The organism is Paramylibacter ulvae (genome assembly GCF_014652655.1).
In the GTDB taxonomy this organism is placed as follows: Bacteria; Pseudomonadota; Alphaproteobacteria; order Rhodobacterales; family Rhodobacteraceae; genus Amylibacter; species Amylibacter ulvae.
Genome location: NZ_BMZF01000003.1, coordinates 327,214 through 350,077, shown reverse-complemented (window position 1 = coordinate 350,077; position 22,864 = coordinate 327,214). Strand labels below are relative to the sequence as shown.

The 22,864-nt window shown below is 48.0% G+C and carries 22 protein-coding genes; 10 read left to right on the top strand and 12 right to left on the bottom strand.

The features are described from left to right. Positions 1-7: 7 nt before the first annotated feature. Entirely contained in the window at positions 8-1,657 is a 1,650-nt protein-coding gene (gene groL, locus IE094_RS08460) for a chaperonin GroEL (protein ID WP_189640211.1), read from the bottom strand. Between the two features lie 39 nt (positions 1,658-1,696). Continuing rightward, entirely contained in the window at positions 1,697-1,981 is a 285-nt protein-coding gene (locus IE094_RS08455) for a co-chaperone GroES (protein WP_099591544.1), read from the bottom strand. Positions 1,982-2,156: 175 nt separating this feature from the next. Between IE094_RS08455 and IE094_RS08450 the strand changes: the two genes are divergently transcribed. Together IE094_RS08450 and IE094_RS08445 are read left to right on the top strand one after the other, a co-directional pair. Next, positions 2,157-3,041, top strand: coding sequence for a TIGR01459 family HAD-type hydrolase (locus IE094_RS08450; RefSeq protein ID WP_189640209.1), 885 nt, complete (start codon positions 2,157-2,159; stop codon positions 3,039-3,041). Positions 3,042-3,083: 42 nt separating this feature from the next. Further along, positions 3,084-4,034, top strand: a complete 951-nt coding sequence (locus IE094_RS08445; protein WP_189640208.1) for a bifunctional riboflavin kinase/FAD synthetase — start codon at positions 3,084-3,086, stop codon at positions 4,032-4,034. Here the strand turns inward: IE094_RS08445 and IE094_RS08440 are convergent. After that, positions 4,028-4,714, bottom strand: coding sequence for a DUF2161 domain-containing phosphodiesterase (locus IE094_RS08440; RefSeq protein WP_189640206.1), 687 nt, complete (start codon positions 4,712-4,714; stop codon positions 4,028-4,030). The two genes, IE094_RS08445 and IE094_RS08440, sit on opposite strands and share 7 nt — an antisense overlap. A 42-nt stretch (positions 4,715-4,756) precedes the next feature. Here IE094_RS08440 and IE094_RS08435 point away from each other — a divergent pair, with 42 nt between their 5' ends. Next, a complete protein-coding gene (locus tag IE094_RS08435; protein ID WP_189640204.1) occupies positions 4,757-5,227 on the top strand; it encodes a YcgN family cysteine cluster protein in 471 nt (156 codons plus the stop codon). Continuing rightward, entirely contained in the window at positions 5,227-6,279 is a 1,053-nt protein-coding gene (locus IE094_RS08430; protein WP_189640202.1) for a threonine aldolase family protein, read from the top strand. Before IE094_RS08435 ends, IE094_RS08430 begins: the two co-directional genes overlap by 1 nt. A gap of 6 nt (positions 6,280-6,285) precedes the next feature. Here IE094_RS08430 and IE094_RS08425 read toward each other — a convergent pair whose 3' ends face one another. Further along, on the bottom strand, positions 6,286-6,879 hold the full coding sequence (locus IE094_RS08425) for a 2-hydroxychromene-2-carboxylate isomerase (RefSeq protein ID WP_189640270.1): 594 nt from the start codon (positions 6,877-6,879) through the stop codon (positions 6,286-6,288). A 135-nt stretch (positions 6,880-7,014) separates the two neighbouring features. On the opposite strand from IE094_RS08425, the gene IE094_RS08420 reads away from it, so the two are divergent. Further along, on the top strand, positions 7,015-8,031 hold the full coding sequence (locus tag IE094_RS08420) for a ribose-phosphate pyrophosphokinase (RefSeq protein WP_189640201.1): 1,017 nt from the start codon (positions 7,015-7,017) through the stop codon (positions 8,029-8,031). Here the strand turns inward: IE094_RS08420 and IE094_RS08415 are convergent. The 7 genes from IE094_RS08415 to IE094_RS08385 form a co-directional block, all read right to left on the bottom strand. Continuing rightward, a complete protein-coding gene (locus IE094_RS08415) occupies positions 8,028-8,375 on the bottom strand; it encodes an H-type lectin domain-containing protein (protein WP_189640199.1) in 348 nt (115 codons plus the stop codon). The genes IE094_RS08420 and IE094_RS08415 overlap by 4 nt on opposite strands. 69 nt (positions 8,376-8,444) lie before the next feature. Next, the gene (locus IE094_RS08410) at positions 8,445-8,834 is read right to left on the bottom strand and encodes a F0F1 ATP synthase subunit epsilon (protein WP_189640197.1); all 390 of its coding nucleotides are present in this window, start codon (positions 8,832-8,834) and stop codon (positions 8,445-8,447) included. A 106-nt stretch (positions 8,835-8,940) separates the two neighbouring features. Continuing rightward, a complete protein-coding gene (gene atpD / locus IE094_RS08405; RefSeq protein WP_189640195.1) occupies positions 8,941-10,380 on the bottom strand; it encodes a F0F1 ATP synthase subunit beta in 1,440 nt (479 codons plus the stop codon). 18 nt (positions 10,381-10,398) lie between these two features. Further along, positions 10,399-11,271 (bottom strand): F0F1 ATP synthase subunit gamma, encoded by an 873-nt coding sequence (locus IE094_RS08400; RefSeq protein WP_189640193.1) that lies wholly within the window; start codon positions 11,269-11,271, stop codon positions 10,399-10,401. A 31-nt stretch (positions 11,272-11,302) separates the two neighbouring features. Beyond that, entirely contained in the window at positions 11,303-12,841 is a 1,539-nt protein-coding gene (gene atpA / locus IE094_RS08395; protein WP_189640192.1) for a F0F1 ATP synthase subunit alpha, read from the bottom strand. After that, a complete protein-coding gene (locus IE094_RS08390) occupies positions 12,841-13,401 on the bottom strand; it encodes a F0F1 ATP synthase subunit delta (RefSeq protein ID WP_189640190.1) in 561 nt (186 codons plus the stop codon). The genes atpA and IE094_RS08390 overlap by 1 nt, the downstream gene beginning before the upstream one ends. A gap of 270 nt (positions 13,402-13,671) precedes the next feature. Further along, positions 13,672-14,451 (bottom strand): class I SAM-dependent methyltransferase, encoded by a 780-nt coding sequence (locus IE094_RS08385; protein WP_189640188.1) that lies wholly within the window; start codon positions 14,449-14,451, stop codon positions 13,672-13,674. A 63-nt stretch (positions 14,452-14,514) separates the two neighbouring features. Between IE094_RS08385 and gloB the strand changes: the two genes are divergently transcribed. The 5 genes from gloB to IE094_RS08360 all read left to right on the top strand — a co-directional run bounded on the left by gloB (position 14,515) and on the right by IE094_RS08360 (position 21,317). Beyond that, a complete protein-coding gene (gene gloB / locus IE094_RS08380) occupies positions 14,515-15,282 on the top strand; it encodes a hydroxyacylglutathione hydrolase (RefSeq protein ID WP_189640186.1) in 768 nt (255 codons plus the stop codon). After that, positions 15,282-16,055, top strand: a complete 774-nt coding sequence (locus IE094_RS08375; RefSeq protein ID WP_189640184.1) for a hypothetical protein — start codon at positions 15,282-15,284, stop codon at positions 16,053-16,055. Before gloB ends, IE094_RS08375 begins: the two co-directional genes overlap by 1 nt. A gap of 168 nt (positions 16,056-16,223) precedes the next feature. Further along, on the top strand, positions 16,224-18,545 hold the full coding sequence (gene clpA, locus IE094_RS08370) for an ATP-dependent Clp protease ATP-binding subunit ClpA (RefSeq protein ID WP_189640182.1): 2,322 nt from the start codon (positions 16,224-16,226) through the stop codon (positions 18,543-18,545). Between the two features lie 192 nt (positions 18,546-18,737). Further along, complete coding sequence (locus tag IE094_RS08365; protein ID WP_189640181.1) at positions 18,738-19,973, top strand: adenylate/guanylate cyclase domain-containing protein; 1,236 nt, start codon at positions 18,738-18,740, stop codon at positions 19,971-19,973. Positions 19,974-20,084: 111 nt separating this feature from the next. After that, entirely contained in the window at positions 20,085-21,317 is a 1,233-nt protein-coding gene (locus IE094_RS08360; RefSeq protein ID WP_189640179.1) for an adenylate/guanylate cyclase domain-containing protein, read from the top strand. 3 nt (positions 21,318-21,320) lie between these two features. Here the strand turns inward: IE094_RS08360 and IE094_RS08355 are convergent, their stop codons facing one another. Continuing rightward, the gene (locus IE094_RS08355) at positions 21,321-22,859 is read right to left on the bottom strand and encodes a peptidoglycan -binding protein (protein WP_189640177.1); all 1,539 of its coding nucleotides are present in this window, start codon (positions 22,857-22,859) and stop codon (positions 21,321-21,323) included. Positions 22,860-22,864: the final 5 nt, after the last annotated feature.

Here is a 22,864-nt window from a genome sequence, read left to right as displayed (position 1 = left end):
CCGATCCTTACATCATGCCGCCCATTCCGCCCATGCCGCCCATGTCTGGCATGCCGCCGCCTGCTGGTCCGTCTTTTGCTGGTTTTTCTGCAACCATTGCTTCTGTTGTGATCAACAGGCCAGCGATTGATGCAGCGTCTTCCAGTGCTGTACGTGTTACTTTGGCAGGATCGATCACGCCGAATTTGAACATGTCGCCATATTCTTCGGTTTGAGCGTTAAAGCCAAATGATGCATCATTGCTTTCGCGGATTTTGCCAGCAACAACTGCGCCGTCAACACCAGAGTTCTCAGCGATTTGACGAAGCGGTGCTTCTAATGCGCGGCGAACAATTGCGATGCCTGCATCTTGGTCAGAGTTATCACCCGCCAATTTTTCAAGTGCTTTTGCGGCTTGAACCAAAGCAACACCACCACCAACAACGATGCCTTCTTGAACAGCGGCACGTGTCGCGTTCAATGCATCATCAACGCGGTCTTTGCGTTCTTTTACTTCAACTTCTGTTGCACCACCAACGCGGATCACAGCAACACCACCAGCCAATTTGGCCAGACGCTCTTGCAGTTTTTCGCGGTCGTAGTCAGATGTTGTTTCTTCGATTTGTTGCTTGATTTGTGCAACGCGTGCTTCGATCTCTGCTTTTGCGCCAGCGCCATCAACGATTGTTGTTTCGTCTTTGGTGATTGCGATTTTCTTCGCAGTACCCAGCATGTCCATTGTTACGGATTCAAGCTTCATACCCAAATCTTCAGAGATCACTTGACCACCTGTCAAAACAGCGATGTCTTGCAACATTGCTTTACGACGATCACCAAAACCAGGTGCCTTAACAGCTGCGATTTTCAAGCCACCGCGCAATTTGTTCACAACCAATGTTGCCAATGCTTCGCCTTCAACGTCTTCGGCGATGATCAACAATGGTTTGCCAGATTGGATAACTGTTTCCAACAAAGGAACCATTGGCTGTAGAGAAGACAATTTTTTCTCGTGCAACAGTACCAAGCAATCTTCCAGCTCTGCTGTCATTTTGTCAGGGTTTGTTACGAAATATGGTGACAGGTAACCACGGTCAAACTGCATACCTTCAACAACGTCGGTTTCTGTTTCCAGACCTTTGTTTTCTTCAACAGTGATAACACCTTCATTGCCAACTTTTTGCATCGCGTCTGCAATTTGGTTGCCAATTGCAGCTTCGCCGTTTGCAGAAATTGTACCAACCTGTGCAACTTCGGAGCTATCTTTCACTTCGCGCGCCATTGCTTTGATTGATTCAACAACTGTTGAAACTGCACTGTCGATACCGCGCTTCAGATCCATTGGGTTCATGCCCGCAGCAACTGATTTCAGGCCTTCTTTTACGATGGCTTGAGCCAAAACTGTTGCGGTTGTTGTACCGTCACCAGCTGTATCATTGGTTTTGGAAGCAACTTCCTTGACCATTTGTGCGCCCATGTTCTGGAATTTACCTTCCAGTTCGATTTCTTTTGCAACTGAAACACCATCTTTGGTGATGCGCGGCGCACCAAAAGATTTGTCCAAGATTACATTGCGGCCTTTCGGGCCAAGTGTCACTTTCACGGCGTCAGCCAGAATGTTAACACCTTCAAGCATCAGATTACGTGCATCTGTGCCAAATTTTACGTCTTTTGCTGGCATAATTAAATGCTCCTAAATTCGTGTGATAATTTAACGGGATTAAAGAATGCCGAAAATGTCGGATTCTTTCATCATCAACAGTTCTTCACCGTTGAGGGTCACTTCTGTGCCGTTCCATTTGCCGAACAATACTTTGTCGCCAACTTTTACAGCCATCGGGATCAAATCACCGTTTTCTTTGCGCAGGCCTTCGCCAACTGCAATGATTTCGCCTTCAGCAGGTTTTTCTTTTGCTGATTCTGGGATGATCAGACCGCCAGCGGTTTTTTCTTCGCCTTCAAGACGACGAACCAGAACACGGTCGTGCAAAGGTGTAAATGCCATTCGGATTGCTCCTTAGAATGAATTCGGGTGGCTCCTCTCGAATGTTAGCACTCGCCACCGTTGAGTGATAACAGCGGGAAACTTAGGGATATTCGCATCCGAGTCAAGTGCCGTTTAAAATGATTTTTCTCAACAGGCATAGCCATTTAAGAAATGACCTGCTAACTCACCCTCCATGATCCAAATTATCGAAAAACTATCCGATGTTTCAGACCAATATGATGCAGTCTTTTGCGATCTTTGGGGCTGTTTGCACAACGGGATAACGCCCTTTCCTGCCGCCGTAAAGGCGTTAGAGGAATTTCGTGATGCGGGTAAAACCGTGATCTTGTTAACGAATTCGCCTCGCCCAGGTTCATCTGTGGTAACACAGCTTGATGAAATGGGGGTCGCATCTGATTTGTATCACGACATTGTTGCCAGCGGGGACGCTGCGCGCGCGGCAATGATGTCAGGCGCCTTTGGCCAAAAGGTTTATCATATCGGTCCCGCACGTGATGAGGGTTTTTTTACCGGTGTTGGTGTCGAAGACTTTTATCAAGACAGTAAAGTTGCCCGCGTCCCTCTCGAAGACGCCGAAGGCATTGTTTGCACAGGGCTGTTTCACGATGAAACGGAAACGCCCGATGATTATCGCGCCATATTGTTGAATGCCAAAAATCGTGGGCTGGCATTGTTATGTGCAAATCCAGACATCATCGTAGACCGTGGCGAGGATCGGATTTATTGCGCGGGCGCTTTGGCACAGCTTTATTCCGAAATGGGCGGTGAATCGCATTATTTTGGCAAACCGCATCCACCAATTTATACACTGGCTCAACAGCGATTAACCGAAATCACAGGCCAAATCATCGATCCCAAGCGTATCCTTTGCATTGGTGATGGCATAAGCACCGATGTTCGCGGCGCCTTGGGCGAAGACATGGATAGCCTGTTTATCACAGGCGGATTGGCCGCATCCGACACCGCCACCACTGATCAGCCAAACGCGGATCAGTTGGAAAAATTCCTATCAGATGCGCAGTTATCCCCAACCTATAGCATTGGATACTTGCGCTAGCGCGGGTCTTGTGTAAATCAAAGCACGAACAGGACAGAATAAATGCGTATCATCCAAGACTACACTTTCGTTGAACCCGAAAACAAAGGTGCCGCCGTTACCATTGGCAATTTTGACGGTGTGCATTTGGGGCATCAAGCTGTGGTCGATATCGCACGTGACATCGCACAAAAAGATGGCTGTCCGTTGGGGGTTTTAACATTCGAACCCCACCCACGTGAATTTTTTGCACCAGACGCACCACCATTTCGTTTGATGAGTGCAGAGGCAAAGGCCAGTCAACTTTCAAAAATCGGTGTTGATATTTTGTATCAACTTGCGTTCAACACGGTTTTATCCGCGCTAACAGCCGAAGAGTTCGCACGTGATGTGATCAAGGATGGCCTTGGGCTTTCGCATGTTGTGGTGGGTGCTGATTTTTGCTTTGGCAAGGATCGTTCTGGCAATGCAAAGGATTTGGTGACGTTTGGCGAAAAATACGGCTTTGGCGTGACCATCGCAGAGTTGTTATCAGATCAGGACGAAGTCTTTTCATCCACTGCGATCCGCGAAGCATTGACCGATGGTCGCCCCGAAGATGCCGCCAAAATGCTGGGCCATTGGCATCGTATTGAAAGCGAAGTCATTCATGGCGAACAGCGCGGACGCGAGCTTGGCTTTCCAACTGCAAACCTCTCAATTGATGGATTACACCCACCAAAATACGGGGTTTATGCAACGGTTGTTGATATTTTGGATGGCCCTAGTAAGGGGCGATATTACGGCGCGGCGTCTATTGGTGAGCGCCCAACATTTGGCGTGTACAAAGCCAACCTAGAGGTTTTTATTTTCGATTTTTCTGCCGATATTTATGGCTCTAGCCTTTCGGTCGCTTTGGTTGATTATCAGCGCCCAGAATTGAAATTTGATGATCTGGATGCATTGATCAAACAAATGGATGAGGATTGCGCACAAGCACGCGATACATTGCACACGATGTATGCCGATCACTGAACCTTTGCGTTAAATTTTTCAATCGCAGCGGCATATTCAATCAATGCCGCCTGCCCCGCATCGGTTAAATCGTACACCCCGCGTTCAACACGAAAAAACCAACCGTAATAGTTTGCCTGTAATATTGATGGTACCTTGGGCGCGTTCAACGCATTGCGCATATCCTTTGGCCGTGATGGGCCCGCATTTCCCAAAAATTGCGCCACGCGTAGTGCATCTTGGCGGTAGGCAGTCATAATTTTACGCCCAACCTGCCCGCCCGTATTTTGATCACCGATACGCGCATGAAATTCCTTTAACAGTGCCGATTGGCGTTTTTTGAATTTGCGCGGGCGATATGGCGCGGGGTCAGAATGGATTTGCACAAACCCATCCGAAGGGCGCACCGAAATCAACCCAAGCCCCAAACGGCGGCACAGTTTTGTTGCATCCTTGATCGCGGATAACCACCGCGCACCTTTGCCAACGGGACAGGCTACATACACCGTGTCGGTCATTCCCTGGCGATCAACACCTTGCAACAATAACGCCAATGATAGCGACAGTTTCAATTCGACAATGACGGGCGGTTCATCATTGCGTATCGCTACGATGTCACACCCCTTTACCTCGGCCTTTACTGTGTAACCCTGATCCGTCAAAAAATCCTTGATCGGGGAATAAAGCGCGGTTTCTTTCATCTTTTGCTTTCAATTCATCGGTTTTCACGCCAAGTAGAACCGATGAGCAAAGCGAAAACAACACCAGACTTGCGCCCCAAATTTTGGGAACGATTTGACCTTGGGGATTTAAGCAAACCCGAATGGGAAGCATTGTGCGACGGTTGCGGCAAATGTTGCGTGATCAAGCTGGAAGACGACGACACTGACGAATTGCATTACACCGATGTCGCCTGCCGTTTGTTTGATGTGGACACTTGTCGTTGTGGCAATTACGCGCTGCGCAAACAAATGGTTTCGGGATGTGTTGTTTTGACCCCTGAAAACATTGATCGCAACGGATATTGGATGCCAAGCACCTGTGCCTATCGTTTGTTGAGCGAAGGTGACACTTTGCCAGACTGGCACCCGTTGATTACTGGCACACAACAAAGCGTTATAGATGCAAATATCAGTGTGGCGGGCAAACTCGTTTCAGAATTTGATGTCGACGAGGATGATCTAGAAGATCACGTCATAGAAGGGTTTCAATAATGTTTTTCGCATCCGACAACGGCGGCCCCGCCGCCCCAGAAATCATTAATGCAATCGCGGCGGCCAATGCGGGTTACGCCAGTGCATATGGCAATGATGATTTAATGGATGCCGTCACACACAAAATCCGCACGGTGTTCGAGGCACCTGATGCGATTGTGTATCTCGTGGCAACAGGCACGGCGGCGAATGCCTTGGGATTGGCAACCCTCACCCAACCATGGCAAACAATTTATTGTCACCGCGTTTCCCATATCGAAGAAGACGAATGTGGTGCGCCCGAATTTTATACCAACGGTGCAAAGCTGGGATTAATCGACGGTGCCGATGGGCGCATGGATCCAGCCGCGCTTGACACTGCCATAAACCACACGGCACGCGCAGGTGTGCACAATGTGCAAAAAGGGCCGCTTTCGATTACCAACACCACAGAAACGGGTACAGTTTATACGCTGGATCATATTCGATCACTCACAAAAATTGCCAAAAATGCGGGTATTCCCGTGCATATGGATGGTGCCCGATTTGCAAATGCGCTGATCTCGCTGGGCTGTACCCCTGCCGAAATGACTTGGAAATCTGGCGTTGATGTTCTCAGCTTTGGTGGAACAAAAAACGGCTGTATGGGGGTCGAAGCCGTCGTGTTATTCAACCCCGATCTTGCGTGGGAATTTGAACTGCGACGCAAACGCGGTGGGCATTTGTTTTCGAAACACCGCTATTTATCTGCACAGATGAATGCATATTTGACCGATGATTTGTGGTTACAACTGGCGACGCAAGCCAATGATATGGGGGCGTATTTGGCGCAAGAACTCTCCAAAATTGCAGGCACATCATTTGTTCACCCGACAGAGGCCAATATGATTTTCGCATCATGGGATCGCGCGGGGCATCGCCGGGCGCAAAATGCGGGTGCCTATTATTATTTCTGGCCGTCCGATTATTCATTGGATGGGGATGACGATGAAAAATTGGCCGCCCGATTGGTGTGCAATTGGGCGACCACAAAAGATGATATTGATCAGTTAATTCATCACATCAAAGGTTAATCGGGGTTATTTCCCCGCCAAATAATCATCCAGATAGCTCAAACGGTCTTGGCCCCAGAAAACTTGGTCATCCACCAGATATGTTGGCGCGCCAAATACACCGCGTTGCACTGCCTCTTCTGTGTTGGATTCAAAAATGGTGGCGCCTGTTAACATGCCACTGTCGGCCAAACCTTCGTCGAAGCCGTTTGCAGATAAACAGGCACGCACAACATCGTCTTGGCTGATATCTTTTTCTTCGGCCCAACAGGCGCGAAGCAGGCTTTGCACCAATCCCCCAACATCACCACCACCTGCTTCTTGGGCAGCGATAATTGCATAACATGATGGTGCTGGATTTGTCGGCCAATGCGCCGGTTGAAAATTCATTTTCATATCCAGCTTTTTCGACACGCGCATCAATTCTTGCATGCGATAGTTTTTACGGCTTTCATGGCGCTGTGCGGGTGGTGTGCCACCCGTTTGTTCAAACACGCTCATCAATGCCATCGGTTTATAAGTAATGGTGGCACCGTGTTTTTTTGCCACCTGTTCAAGCCCATCGCCTGCTAAATAGGCAAAAGGTGACAAGGTAAAAGTGAAATAGTCGATATGCGCCATGCTGGACTCCGTTTTTTGCATTCGTCGCACCGTAACAAGCACCTTTGAACTAGGCAAAACCTTGTTTGAATGATATGCGACAGGCGACGTCACAAATGTGTCATCTTGCTGCAAAAAAACCTTGGGGAAACGAACATGGCGAGCCTAATTGATCCGAAACTGATCGCAGGGAATTCAAATAAAAAGCTAGCGAATGAAATTGCGCGGCGAATGCCATTGCAAGACGGCAAGCCTGTATCATTGGTTGATACGCGCGTTGAACGATTTAACGACGGTGAAATTTTCGTGGAAGTGTACGAAAACGTGCGCGGTGAAGATATGTTTCTGATCCAATCAACATCAAATCCAGCGAATGACAATGTGATGGAATTGTTGATTATGGCCGATGCATTGCGTCGTTCGTCCGCCGCACGCATTACCGCCGTGATCCCCTATTTTGGATACGCGCGCCAAGATCGCCGTACCAAAGCACGCACCCCGATTTCTGCGAAACTGGTGGCCAACCTGATTGCCCGTGCAGGGATCGAACGCGTTCTAACGCTTGATCTGCACGCTGCACAGATCCAAGGCTTTTTCGACATTCCCGTGGATAACCTTTATGCAGCACCCGTTTTTGCGCTGGACGTGCAGCATCATTTTGGCGATCTGTCCGATGTAACCGTGATTTCACCTGACGTTGGCGGTGTGGCACGCGCACGCGAATTGGCCAAACGTATTGGTGCCCAATTAGCAATCGTTGACAAACGCCGCAACGCACCAGGTGAAGTTTCCGAAATGACAGTGATTGGTGATGTGACTGGGCGTAAATGTATCATCGTGGATGACATTTGTGATACCGCGGGCACATTGTGTAAGGCCGCTGATACATTGTTAGAGGCAGGTGCCAGCGAAGTACATTCATATATCACACACGGCGTTTTGTCTGGCCCTGCGATTGAACGCATCACCAATTCCAGCATGAAACATCTGGTGATTACGGATTCGATTGAACTGACACCAGAGGCACGCAATTGTGAAAAAATTCGCGTTGTGCCGCTGGCGCCAATGTTGTCTCAAGCGATATTGAATATTGCCAACGGTACGTCTGTATCGTCATTGTTCGAAGAAGGTACGCTTGGCCCGATTTACGATCGGTATTACCAGAACGGTTAAACGTCCCAGTCAGCCTCGTCGCGCATTTCGCCAATGGCCATCCAAGATGCGGATGCGCGCGCGATTTTTGTATCCGCCCACGTGCGGATCAATAAAACGAACCCAGTTTCGGAAACACTACCGACTTGCAAATCCATGCGGTAATTGTGGTCGTGTTTGATGTCGATCATTTTTAGGCTGGCGTGGACAGCGGGAACGGATTTGAACGCGTTGGAAAATTGAACCTTCACAAAACGTTCACGCGTACCATCACCAGACCACATTGGGCCTTCGTCTTCGAAATCTGAAAACAAGTCGGCGACACCTTGATCAATTCCGACAATGGCTGAATTTAACTTTTTCATAATTATTACCCTTGATCAGAGACAAAAAAAGGGCCCCAAAGGAGCCCTTTTGTCATTACTTTGTTGATATCAAATGATATCGAGCAGTGCTTTTGTATCTGCAACGCGCTTGTTCGCCATATCGATTTCTTCGCTTGGCGCAGTTTCAGCAGCGGCGGTAGCCTCTGCTATAAAACCATCGATGATTTCACGTGTTACTTCGCCCTTTGGCATTGCGTTTTCTGCTAACACAGACGCCGCAGTACCAGAGATTTCAACAAAACCACCAGTCACAACATATTCTGTCACATCATTGCCAGCCTTCACACGCAACACACCGGGGCGCAGCGTGGTCAAGAATGGTGCATGATCAGCCATCGCAGTGAAATCGCCATCAGCGCCAGGGATTTGAATCTCTGTCGCGTCAAGTGATGCCAATTTACGCTCTGGTGACACAAGGTCGAATTGAATAGTCGCCATTTATCAGGCTCCTGTTGTTTTTGCGATTTGTTCGGGTTCCCCCAAACCAATCACCAGCAATTAAGATGTTGCACCCGATCAGAAAACCAATCGGGTGCAAAATGCATTAGGCAGCGTCAGCAGCCAATTTTTCAGCCTTGGCAATAACGTCTTGGATACCACCAACCATGTAAAATGCCGCTTCTGGGAAGTGGTCATATTCACCAGCAACAACCGCTTTGAATGATGCGATTGTGTCTTCCAGTTGAACCTGAACACCGTCAGAACCAGTAAACACTTTGGCCACGTCAAATGGTTGCGATAGGAAACGTTCGATCTTACGCGCGCGTGTCACGGTCATTTTGTCGTCTTCTGACAATTCGTCCATGCCCAAAATCGCAATGATGTCTTGCAATGATTTGTAGCGTTGTAGGATTTGCTGAACGTCTGTCGCAACTTTGTAATGCTCTTCACCGATGATCAACGGGTCAAGCAAGCGCGATGTTGAACCCAATGGGTCAACCGCAGGATAGATACCTTTTTCTGAAATCGCACGATCCAGAACGGTTGTCGCATCCAAGTGCGCAAATGATGTCGCAGGTGCCGGGTCAGTAAGGTCATCCGCAGGCACGTAAACAGCTTGTACAGATGTAATTGAACCAGATTTGGTTGACGCAATACGTTCCTGCATCGCACCCATGTCTGTTGCCAATGTTGGCTGGTAACCCACAGCAGATGGGATACGACCCAATAGCGCGGAAACCTCGGCGCCCGCTTGTGTAAAGCGGAAGATGTTATCAACAAAGAACAAAACGTCTGAACCAGATTCATCGCGGAACTGCTCGGCCAATGTCAAACCAGTCAAAGCAATACGCATACGTGCCCCGGGAGGCTCGTTCATTTGGCCGTAAACCAGCGCAATTTTTGATTCTTCCATGTTATCAGGAACGATAACACCAGATTCAATCATTTCGTGGTAAAGGTCGTTACCTTCACGTGTACGCTCGCCCACACCCGCAAACACGGACAGACCAGAGTGCACTTTCGCGATGTTGTTGATCAATTCCATGATCAAAACGGTTTTGCCAACACCAGCACCACCAAACAGACCAATTTTACCACCCTTTGTGTAAGGGGCGAGCAAATCAACAACTTTAATACCTGTTACCAGGATTTCAGTTTCTGTTGACTGTTCGTCAAATTTTGGTGCTTCGCCGTGAATTGGGCGTGATGTTTTTGATTTCACCGGACCCAATTCATCAACAGGTTGCCCTGTTACGTTCATGATACGACCCAATGTGCCGGTACCCGTTGGAACGTTGATTTGGTCAGCCGTGTCAACCACAGCTTGACCGCGAACCAAACCTTCGGTTGAGTCCATCGCAATTGTACGAACAGTGTTTTCGCCCAAGTGCTGTGCAACTTCCAATGTCAGTTCGACGCCGTTGTTGTCTGTTGTTAGTGCGTTCAGAATTTCGGGCAGGTTGCCGTCGAACTGCACGTCCACAACCGCACCAATCACCTGCGTGATCTTACCAGTTGCGCCCTTTGCTTTCGCTTTAGCCATTTTGGTTTCTCCAGTTCTTTACAGCGCTTCCGCGCCCGAGATAATCTCGATCAATTCGTTTGTAATCGCTGCTTGACGTGAACGGTTGTACACGATTGTCAGCTTGTCGATCATTTCACCAGCGTTGCGCGTTGCATTGTCCATCGCGGACATACGTGCGCCCTGCTCTGATGCGCCATTTTCCAGCAATGCTGTGAAAACTTGTGTGCTCAATGCACGTGGCAACAGATCGGTCAGAATTTCTTCTTCGCTTGGTTCATATTCGTAAAACGGTGTTTCAACGTTTTCTTGTTGTTCGAATGAAGCAGGGATCAATTGTTGTGCCGTTGGCACTTGGTTGATCACCGATACAAACTGGTTAAAGAAAATCGTCGCAACATCGAATTCACCCGCATTAAAACGGTTCACGATGTCAGTCGCAATTGCATGGGCATTTACATAACCCACTTTTTTCACTTCTGACAGATCAACATGGTCGATCATCAAATCGCTGAAATCGCGCTTCATTTGCTCGCGGCCTTTTTTGCCGACGGTCAAAATTTTCACGGTCTTACCAGTTGAAATCAGCTCTTGCGCCTTGGCGCGCGCCAATTTCACGATAGATGAGTTAAAACCACCACAAAGCCCACGTTCAGCGGTCGCAACCACCAAAAGATGTACCTTGTCATCACCAGAACCAGCCAACAGTTTCGGCGCAGAGTCTGACCCTGCTGCCGCACCTGACAAATTGGCCATCACGGCATTCATGCGCTCTGCATAAGGGCGGCCAGCTTCGGCCGCTTCTTGTGCGCGGCGCAATTTTGCCGCGGCAACCATCTGCATGGCCTTGGTGATCTTACGAGTGGACTTAACACTCTCGATCCGATTTTTTAGGTCCTTGAGGTTTGGCATGCCAAACTCCTTGTTCTAAAAAGGCCTACAGTTACGCGAAGTCTTTTGCAAAAGACTCCACAACGGCTTTGATCCGGTCTTCGGCTTCGCCTTTGACTTTTGGATCTTCTTTTGTGATCCACTCCAACAGATCAGCGTGGTTGTTGCGCACATTGCTCAACAAGTCCGCTTCGAAACGACCAACGTCGCTCACTGCGATTTTGTCCAGATACCCTTTGGTACCTGCATAAATCACAACAACTTGCTCAGCAGTTGTCAGTGGTGAGTATTGAGGTTGTTTCAACAATTCAGTCAAACGCGCGCCGCGGTTCAACAACTGTTGAGTTGATGCATCAAGATCGGAACCAAACTGCGCAAACGCAGCCATTTCGCGATAAGAAGCCAATTCCAATTTGATCGAACCCGCGACAGATTTCATCGCGTTTGTTTGCGCAGATGAACCAACACGAGAAACGGACAAACCAGTGTTCACCGCAGGACGGATACCTTGGTTGAACAAATCAGTTTCCAAGAATATCTGACCATCTGTAATTGAAATCACGTTGGTTGGAATAAACGCAGAAACGTCACCACCTTGGGTTTCAATGATCGGCAAAGCTGTCAATGAACCGTTACCAGCCGCATCGCCCAATTTCGCAGAACGTTCAAGCAAGCGAGAGTGTAGATAGAAAACGTCACCTGGGTACGCTTCACGTCCTGGTGGACGACGAAGCAACAATGACATCTGACGATAAGCAACCGCTTGTTTCGTTAAGTCATCATAAATCATCAAGCCGTGCATGCCGTTGTCACGGAAATACTCGCCCATAGATGTCGCCGCATATGGCGCCAAGAATTGCATCGGTGCAGGATCAGACGCAGTCGCAGCAACAACGATTGAGTATTCAATCGCGCCAGACTCTTCCAATTTTTTCACCAACTGCGCAACAGTTGATCGTTTTTGACCAATCGCAACATAGATACAGAACAATTTTTTGGTGTCATCTTTACCAGCAGCATCATTGTATGCTTTTTGGTTCAAGATCGTGTCCAACGCCACAGCAGTTTTACCTGTCTGACGGTCACCAATGATCAATTCGCGCTGACCACGGCCGATTGGGATCAAAGCATCAACAGATTTGATACCAGTCGCCATTGGTTCATGAACAGATTTACGTGGGATAATGCCAGGCGCCTTAACGTCAGCGGTTGAACGCTTTTTCGTTTTGATCGGACCTTTGCCGTCGATTGGGTTACCCAAACCGTCAACAACGCGACCCAACAATTCTGGACCAACTGGAACGTCCACAATCGCGTTTGTACGCTTAACAGTGTCGCCTTCTTTGATTGATTGGTCAGAACCGAAGATAACAACACCAACGTTGTCAGATTCAAGGTTCAAGGCCATTCCGCGGATACCACCTGGGAATTCAACCATTTCACCAGCTTGGACATTGTCCAAACCGTATACACGCGCGATACCGTCACCTACGGACAGAACGCGGCCTACTTCTGCGACTTCAGCCTCTTGACCAAAATTCTTGATCTGGTCCTTGAGGATCGCAGAGATTTCTGCAGCTTGGATACCCATTATCCGACCTCTTTCATTACATTTTGAAGATTGGAGAGTTTCGATTTGATCGAGCTATCAATCATTTTCGAACCCACTTTAACGATCAACCCACCGATAAGGCTTTCATCGACGGTTGCATTGATATTCACATCCTTACCAACAGACGCTTTCAACGTCTTGGCAAGTTTGTCTGATTGCGCTTTGGTCAGCGCCTTGGCGGATGTTACGTCTGCGGTAACTTCGCCGTTTTCGTCTGCGATCATTGCTTTGACAGCAGTGATCAATGCAGGAACCACAAACAGGCGACGCTTTTGCGCCATCAAGGCCAACGTGTTACCCACCAATGGTGATAATTTCATTTTCTTTGCCAACGCTGTGACAGCAGCCGCTTGATCATCACGCGAATAGATCGGTGAATTAATCAAGTCCGTCAAATCCGCACTTTCAGTTAATGCAGCAGACAAGCTGTTTAAGTCTTTTTCAACAGCGGGCAGTTTTTTGGCGTCTTTCGCCAATTCGAATAGTGCCGTCGCATAGCGCGCGGCCACCCCCGAAGATGTAGAAGCTGTTTCGGACACGTGTTCCCTTCCGATTATGCCTAGGTCGAGCCATTTGCATGACCCATATCAACTGGGCGGGTGATAACAAACGAAATGGCGTTGCGCAATACGCTTAACTATTCCGTTGAATGTCGGAATTTTGTTTGAATTCAGCGCGCTAAGGCCAAGTTGCGACAATCTGCGCCAAGATATCATAAAAAAATTGCCAATTCGGCGATGTCAGATCACGAATCTCGTGCCAGAATGGTGGTGGAATTCGTGATTTGAATGAAATCTAGGCACCAAAAACTATTTAACGGAGCCACTTGAGCCTTGTTGTTCTGAAATTGGCTTGCCTTTGGGTTGCGTGATGCCCTCTAACGCTTCTAGCGGTTTGCGCACGGCTTCGCCTAATCCAGATTTCGGACGTGCGTAAACTTGTTTGGTCGCCTCAACCATCACAACACCTGCAACCAGTGGCACAATACTGCGCAGGCCAAAACCTTCCCAGAAACGCGCCATGCGCAACCAAAACGGTTTTTCACTGGGTGTAAAAAACAGCGCCGAAAAATGGCGTTCTGGTACGAAATTATGTTGGCGCAACTGATTATCCAATTGCGTCACGCTATATGGTCGCCCAAATCCAAACGGTGTTTTATCTGAACGCGCCCACAGACCCGAGCGGTTGGGCACGATAAACATCACCTGACCACCGGGCCCCAACACACGCCAGATTTCATCCAACAATTCCCCCGCACTGTCGCAGGTTTCCAATCCGTGCAGCACCACCAATTTATCGACCTTGCCCGTGGCAATGGGCCAAGCGGTTTCTTCGACCAATACCGAATGGTTTGGTTCACCCTCTGGCCAAGGCATCACACCTTGTTGGCCGGGCATCAAACACATCACACGGCGTGAATTGGCGATGAACGGGCGCAATAATGGCGCGGCAAATCCGAATCCAACCACGGTTTGCCCTTTGGTATCGCCCCAATGTTTGATTAATTGCGTGCGCAATGCACGTTGCACAATGCGTCCCAATTTGGTGCGGTAATAGAACCCGCGCAGATCAACCACATCTAAATGCATTGCATCGCCTTGAAAATTTCGTTTAGTTTGGGTTTCAACCTATACATATTTTTCGGAAATACCATGCCACTTGATATCGTAACAATCCCCTGTCTTGCTGATAATTACGCATATTTGTTGCGCTGCCCTGAAACAGAACAGGTTGCGGTGGTTGACGTCCCAGATGCCGCGCCGATTTTGGCCGCGCTCAAGGAGCGCGACTGGCCACTTCATATGATTTTGATCACGCATCATCATGCCGATCATATCCAAGGCGTTGATGAATTGCGCACAGCAACAGGCGCGGTTGTTCTGGGAGGCAAGGCAGATGAACACCGTCTGCCAAAACTGGATGTGGCATTTAACGAAGGCGATTCATTTGCCGTTGGCAGCGAAATTGGCGAAGTGGTCGATGTATCGGGCCACACCGTTGGCCACATCGCGTATCATTTCCCAAACGTTGATATGGTGTTTAGCGCAGATAGCCTTATGGCGCTTGGCTGTGGGCGAATTTTTGAAGGCACACAACCAATGATGTGGAAATCATTGCAAAAGTTCATGGAAATGCGCCCTGAAACGCTGGTGTATTCTGGCCATGAATATACCGCCAGCAATGCCAAATTCGCACTAACCATTGAACCCAATAACCAAGCCTTACAAAAACGCGCAGCAGATATTGACGCGACACGTGCAGCAGGTGGTTTCACCGTTCCCGCCAGTATTGAATTGGAATTGGCAACAAACCCATTTTTACGCGCGGATCTGCCAGAGGTGAAAAAGTTATTGGGCATGTCGGATGACAGTGATGCCCAAGTATTTGGCGAAATTCGCACACGAAAGGATAACTTTTAATGGCTCTGGCGGATTGGTTTCAGGACACACCACAACCCCCTGCGCGTGCGGGAACGATGCAGGTTGGCTGGATGTTGACCAATCCGACATCTGGTGTGGTGTTTTATCCACCCGAACGTGTGCGTTCGCCAGAAATGAATAAACAGCACGCAAAATCCGCATCGCGCTGTCCCGCGATTATCAATATGGAAAGTCGTTACTTTTTAGTTCGCGTACCCTTTGATATGCATCTGCGCCTGACACGCGACAAGGATGGCAAGGTTGGGTTGCGCAACATGGCCAGTGATGCCAGCCCCGTGCGCCCAAAATTTCTGGGTAAACATTTATCGGTGACGGCTGAAAAAGAATGGCGATACAAAGATCGTCCGACAATCCAAATATCCCTGCCCTATTTATTCATCGCCGATGAACCAACATATATGACGCAGCTGGATGCGTTCATGCATTATCGCAAATCTCCGCTGCCGGGTACAATCTTTGGGGGGCGTTTCCCGATCCATGTTTGGCCTCGCCCATTGATGTGGGCGTTTGAATGGCATGATGTCCAACAAGATCTGATATTAAAACGCGGCGATCCGTGGTTTTGTGTGCAGTTTGAAACAACCCCGCAAGAACGCCCTGTTTCCTTGATCGAGGCCGAGGAAACCCCCGCACTCAAAGAATACCTTGATCATATCTCGGCGGCGGTCAATTATGTGAACCAGACCTTTTCACTTTTTAAACAAGCCGAAAAATCACGGCCCAAAACTCTTTTGTCTGCGAAAAAGAGATAACAGTCACAAATTTACTTTTTTGTGATTAGTTTTTGCGATTTTGTGACGAGAAAGTACATTTTTGCACTTGAAGCTCGGCAAAAATACGCAAAACTATAGACTAATGGGTGTTCTGACATTTTTTGACCCACTGGTTGAACAGACGTCCCAAACAGAAAGGTGCAGTCCATGCCTTCATTTTCGAGCAGTCTAGAAATCGCAATCCACACTTCATTGGGTTACGCAAACCAACGAAAACACGAATTGGCCACGCTGGAACATTTGTTGCTGGCGTTGATCGACGAAGACGAAGCGGCACGTGTAATGCGTGCTTGTGGTGTTGATCTGGAAGGGTTGCGCAAAAAATTAATCCAATTTTTGGATACAGAACTGGATTCATTGGTCAATGACGCCGAAGGATTAGAGGCGACACCAACCACCAGTTTTCAACGCGTCATTCAACGCGCCGCCATTCATGTGCAAAGCTCTGGTCGCCAAGAAGTGACGGGCGCAAATGTCATCGTCGCCATTTTCGCCGAACGCGAAAGCCATGCGGCATATTTCCTGCAGGAACAGGATATGACACGCTATGACGCGGTCAACTTCATTTCCCACGGTGTCGCCAAAGATGGCACATATTCCGAACCTCGCCCCCTTACAGGTGCAGAAGAATTCGAAGATATGGATGCAGGCGTGACCGAAGGTGAAAAAGCCGAATCTGCATTGGATAAATACTGTGAAAATTTGAATATCCGCGCACAGGCTGGTGAAATCGACCCGTTGATCGGTCGTGACCACGAGGTGGAGCGTTGTATTCAGGTTCTTTGCCGTCGCCGCAAAAACAACCCATTGTTGGTGGGCGACCCAGGCGTTGGTAAAACCGCCATCGCCGAAGGTTTGGCGGTGCGCATTATTGCCGGCGAAACAACAGAAGTATTGTCGGGAACAACAATCTTTTCCTTGGACATGGGCGCATTGCTTGCAGGCACACGTTACCGTGGTGATTTCGAGGAACGGCTCAAGGCGGTGATGACCGAATTGGAAGACCATCCAGATGCCGTATTGTTCATCGACGAAATTCACACCGTGATCGGCGCAGGTGCAACAAGTGGTGGCGCGATGGATGCGTCCAACCTGTTAAAACCCGCATTACAAGGTGGTAAATTACGTTGCATGGGGTCAACCACATACAAGGAATTCCGCCAACATTTTGAAAAAGACCGCGCATTGTCACGTCGTTTCCAAAAAATCGACGTTGTCGAACCAAGTGTTGAAGATGCCATCAAAATTCTAAAAGGTTTAAAACCACACTTCGAAGAACATCATGACGTGAAATACACCATGGATGCGCTGAAAACGTCTGTCGAACTCTCTGCGCGCTACATCCATGATCGAAAATTGCCAGACAAAGCAATTGACGTGATCGACGAAGCGGGTGCGGCGCAGCGTTTGTTACCCGCAAGCAAGCGGCGCAAAACCATTGGCACCACCGAAATCGAAAACGTGGTTGCCAAAATCGCACGTATCCCAGCGAAAAATGTTTCCAAAGACGACGTCACATTGTTGCGCGATCTAGAAGCATCATTGAAACGCGTTGTATTTGGCCAAGACACCGCAATCGAGGCATTGTCGTCCGCCATCAAACTGGCGCGTGCGGGTCTGCGCGAACCTGAAAAACCTATTGGCAATTATTTGTTCGCAGGGCCAACAGGTGTGGGTAAAACAGAGGTCGCAAAACAACTTGCCGATACGCTTGGTGTTGAATTGTTGCGCTTTGATATGTCCGAATACATGGAAAAACACGCGGTGAGCCGCCTAATCGGTGCGCCTCCTGGCTATGTTGGGTTTGATCAAGGCGGGATGTTGACCGACGGTGTCGATCAAAACCCACATTGTGTGTTGCTGCTGGATGAAATGGAAAAAGCACATCCAGATGTTTACAATATTCTGTTGCAAGTCATGGATCACGGCAAGCTGACTGATCATAACGGGCGCACAACGGATTTTCGCAATGTGATCATCATTATGACGTCCAACGCGGGCGCGTCCGAACAAGCGAAAGAGGCCATTGGTTTCACCCGTGATCGTCGCGAAGGCGAGGACACCGCCGCAATTGAACGCACATTCACCCCAGAATTTCGCAACCGTTTGGATGCAGTCATCAGCTTTGGCGCATTGTCCAAAGACGTGATTTTGAAAGTGGTCGATAAATTCGTACTGCAACTCGAAGCACAATTGATGGATCGCAATGTCACATTCGAATTAACCACTGCAGCGTCGGAATGGTTGGCGGACAAAGGGTACGATGATCGCATGGGTGCGCGCCCACTGGCGCGGGTCATTCAAGAACACCTCAAAAAACCGCTGGCCGAAGAATTGCTGTTTGGCAAACTCGCCAAAGGTGGTTTGGTCAAGGTTGGTTTGAAAAATGGTAAATTGGATTTGAAACTGGTCGCGCCCGAAGCACCGAAAATATCCAACAAAAAACCTCCGTTGCTAACCGCGGACTAAATTTCGAAAAACAATTATCTGACGAAACAAAGCCCGCGCCCAAACCTGGCCGCGGGTTTTGCCGTCTTATGCCCGATGTATCTGAAATTTAAACGATACCCTTGGTTCCAAAAGTCGCATCCTATTTTGGATTTTGATGGCTTGTGCAATTTCCAGAAAAGCGTAATCTGACGTTACGTAAGGGGTGCAAAAATGGACTGGCTGAAACTTAGGCTGTTTCGATGGCTTGAGCTGGGGACCGAAGGTTATGCGATACATACGCGCCGCAGATTGATCGTAATCAACGTGTTGATAACGTTCGTTTCTGCGCTCTCTATTTTTTACGCTATATTTTTTGCAATCTACGACATCAACACCTTTAAATTACCTATCATTTTCATGATTGTAATGGCTGCGTTATTCCTGCGAACACCGATGTTGCATAATCAGGGGCGATATTATGGGGATCTCTATAATTTAACCGTCTGGCTCATTTATGGTGGAATTTTGGTGCATTTATTTGGGTCTAACTCAGGCATTCATTATTTTTTTCTTGGTGGTGCCGCAGGCGCAATTCTGATATTTAATCTGAGCCGAAATGGCGTATCTGTCTTTTCTTTTTTGTCGCAAATGTTGATTTTCTTCTATGCAGAAGTTTATCGTATCGCGCCGCGCGACGCTTATGCATTACCGCAAAATTTTGAATACACCATGTTTATCCTGAACATATTGTTTTTGCTCGTTTTTCATTACTGTTTGATCAGCTATGCGGTTTACCTTTCAAAAACTGCGGAAACGTCGTTAACCAAAGAGTGTGAATATTCCAACCGCTTGTTGGAAAATATGATGCCACCATTGATTTCGAATGCGTTGAAAAGTGATCCATGTAAAACAATTGCGAAACGCCATAATGACGCGACCATAATTTTCGCCAAAATCGCTGGGTTCGAGCATGTTTATGATACAAAGACCCCCAAAGAATCCGTAGAACTTTTGACCCGAATTTTTTCCGAATTTGATCGCATAGCACAAGCACACGGACTTGAAAAAATCAAAACCGATGGTGCAATTTTTATGGCAGGGGCTGGATTTCCGCTGCCCATGAAAGAACACGCCAAAAACGTCGCACTTGTTGCGTTAGAAATGCGCGACGTGGTTGAAAAATTTGCAACCGAATCCGATGTGGATATATCGCTGCAATGCGGTGTTCACTCTGGGCCCGTCGTGGCGGGGGTGATCGGCACGCACAAACCATTTTACGATGTTTGGGGTGACACGGTAAATCTTGCGGCGCGCCTTGAAACCAATGCCAAGCCAAATCACATTCAGGTTTCTGATTCTACCAGACAACTCCTCACAGATCGTTTTTCATTTCAAAAACGTGGCCGCGTGACGCTAAAAGGCAAGGGCAAGGTTGAAATTTGGTATCTGATAGATCGGATCACTTAAAAATGCCTGTTAATTTGGCACACAGTCCAACTCCTGATTGAATTCCAACCTTTTAGCTCTTGTAAGAACTGTTTCATTACCTAATGTATGGCAAAGTTAAGGGGAAATATCTTGGAAAAGCTTAAGGCTCGTTTTTTCAAATGGTTTGAAATTGGTACCGAAGGTTATGATATTGGTACGCGCCGTCGCTTGATTGTCACCAACGTGTTAATCACAGTCATTGCCGTTTTGTCGGTAATATATGCAATCATTTTCTTTCTGTTTGATCCTATCGCATATATCGTTCCAGTGATGATGATGTTTACGGTTGCTGGTCTGTTCCTGTTTACGCCCTTCTTTCACAAACTAAATTCCTATGTTGGAAGCATTTATAATCTGTCGATCTGGTTGATCTATGGAATGACATTGGTTTACTTTTTTGGCTCGGATTCTGGCATTCACTACTTTTTTCTGGGCGGCGCGACAGGTGCAATCCTGATCTATAACGTAAGCGCCAATCCAATTTCGATTTTCTCAATCATTGTGCAAACATCGATTTTTCTATCGGCAGAATTTTTCTGGCCCCAATCCGCGCATTGGTTGGAATTACCACAACTTCATCAATCTATCCTTGCATTCGTTAATATCGTCTCTGTGCTTATGTTACAGTTTTGTTTGGTCAGCTATGCGTTTTACCAAGCCAACACAGCCGAAGCATTACTAGAAAAAGAGTATCAATATTCCGAACAGCTGCTTGCCAATATGATGCCCACATCCATCGCCGCACAGCTAAAACGTGACCCAGAAAAGACGATCGCGGATGGGCATGAGCAGGCAACAATCCTATTTGCCGATATCGTTGGTTTTACTGAACGCGCCTCCAACCAACCACCTGAAAAGGTTGTTGCATTTTTAAATGCCCTTTTCACCAAATTTGATGCGCTTGCAACCAAACACGGTTTGGAAAAAATCAAAACCCTTGGTGATGCATTCATGGTCGCGGGTGGCATGCCCTCCGCCCAAGATGATCATTGCGAGCGTGTCGCGAATATGGCATTGGAAATGCTTGAAATTGCCAAAACGATGCCTGAAAACTTTGGTAAAAAAGTACAGTTGCGCATTGGCATCCATTCCGGGCCTGTGGTTGCTGGTGTTATTGGCACCAAAAAACCATTTTACGATGTTTGGGGGGACACTGTGAATCTTGCCGCACGCTTGGAAACCAACGGTCACATCAACCGTATTCAAGTCACCACATCCACCAAAGAACTTCTTGAAAGCGCATTTGACTTTGAATTGCGTGGTCAGGTGGAAATTAAAGGCAAAGGCAACATCGACGTATGGTATTTGGTGGGTCGCAAATAGCCCCTATTTTTCGGTAAACTTCAATTCAATCCGACGGTTCAATGCATATGCATTCGCATTGCGTGCTGGGTCAATCGGTTGAAATTCACCAAACCCGTTTGCCGCCAAACGATTGGCGGGAATGCCCAATGGGTTGATCAAATATTTGACGACCGAAAGCGCGCGCGCTTGACTCAATTCCCAATTATCCTTGAATGCGCCATTGCCTGAAATCGGGATCACATCGGTGTGCCCATCAACGCGCAAAATCCAATCAATCTCGCTTGGTATTTCATCGGCGATTTCACTCAAGATACCTGCAACTTTTTGTAGTTCCCGCTGTCCGCCAGCCCCCAGATCAGCGGAGCCGACGTCAAACAACACCTCTGATGAAAACACAAATCGGTCGCCGACCATGCGAACACCTTCTTGTCCTTCAAGTAAATCGCGCACGCGACCGAAAAATTCTGATCTGAACTTTTCAAGATCTTTGGCCTCCGCCTCTAATCGTTCGCGTTCTTTCTTCTCTAATGCTGCCAGTTTTTTCTGTTCGGCGGCGGTGCGTGCCAGTGCCGCATTCAAATTGCTTCCCAGTGTTTGGATTTGAACCTGTGCTTCGATATCTTTGGCCTGTGCATCTTCAAGCAACCCTTGCAATTGGTTCAACTGTTGGCGCAGTTCCAAGGTCTGCTGATTGAGCAATGCCAACTTTCGTTGCCCCTCTGTATTGATATCTTTTTGTGTTGCGAGCAACCTGTTCGCCTGCGCCAATAATGCCGCCTGTTTTTGTTTTTCGCTTAACGTTTGACCGGCTGCATTTTCCAATTCGTCTTGTGCGGCTTTGGCTGCGGCTAGCAAGGTTAAGGTTTCCTCTGCCTCTTTGCGCTTTGCTTCGAGTGCGAGTGTCAACGCACTCAATTCAGCATCACTTTCGCTCAGCCGTTTACGCAATGCTTCCGCTGCGGCCATCTCTGTCAGCTTATCTTTCTCTGCATCTGATAGAGCGGCCGCTTGGCGTTGTGATTGCGCGTTCAAATCCGCAATCAATGCTTCCATGGCGTCGCGTTTTGCGGCGGCTAATCGTGCCTCTTCTGTGGATTTGTCAATCTCGCTTCGTGCCTGTGCCAACGCCAACTGAACCGCTTCTTTTTCACTGATTTGCGCTGCGTTATCGGCAGCCAATTGTTGATTGTCCAATTCCAATTGGCTTTTCTGCGCCAGTAATCCTGCCACTTGCTGTTCAAAATTAGCGAGCCGCCCTTGGAGGCTATCAATTGTATCCTCGGCGCTACGCAGCGAATTTTGAAACGCGTTGACACTTCCTTGTAGTCGCAGTGATTTTTGCTCTTCTAATCCTAATGCTTCGGCGAGCCCGATCATTTGGGCATTTAAACTATCCAGTTCTTCACCCTGCCCTGAAATGGTTTCGCGCAGCACAAATTGAACAATCATGAAAATCGACAACACAAACGTCAAAACCAACAACAACGCGGTCATTGCATCAACAAAACCAGGCCAGATATTGGCGTTAAATCGGTTTGCGGTACGTCGGGACAAGGCCATATCGG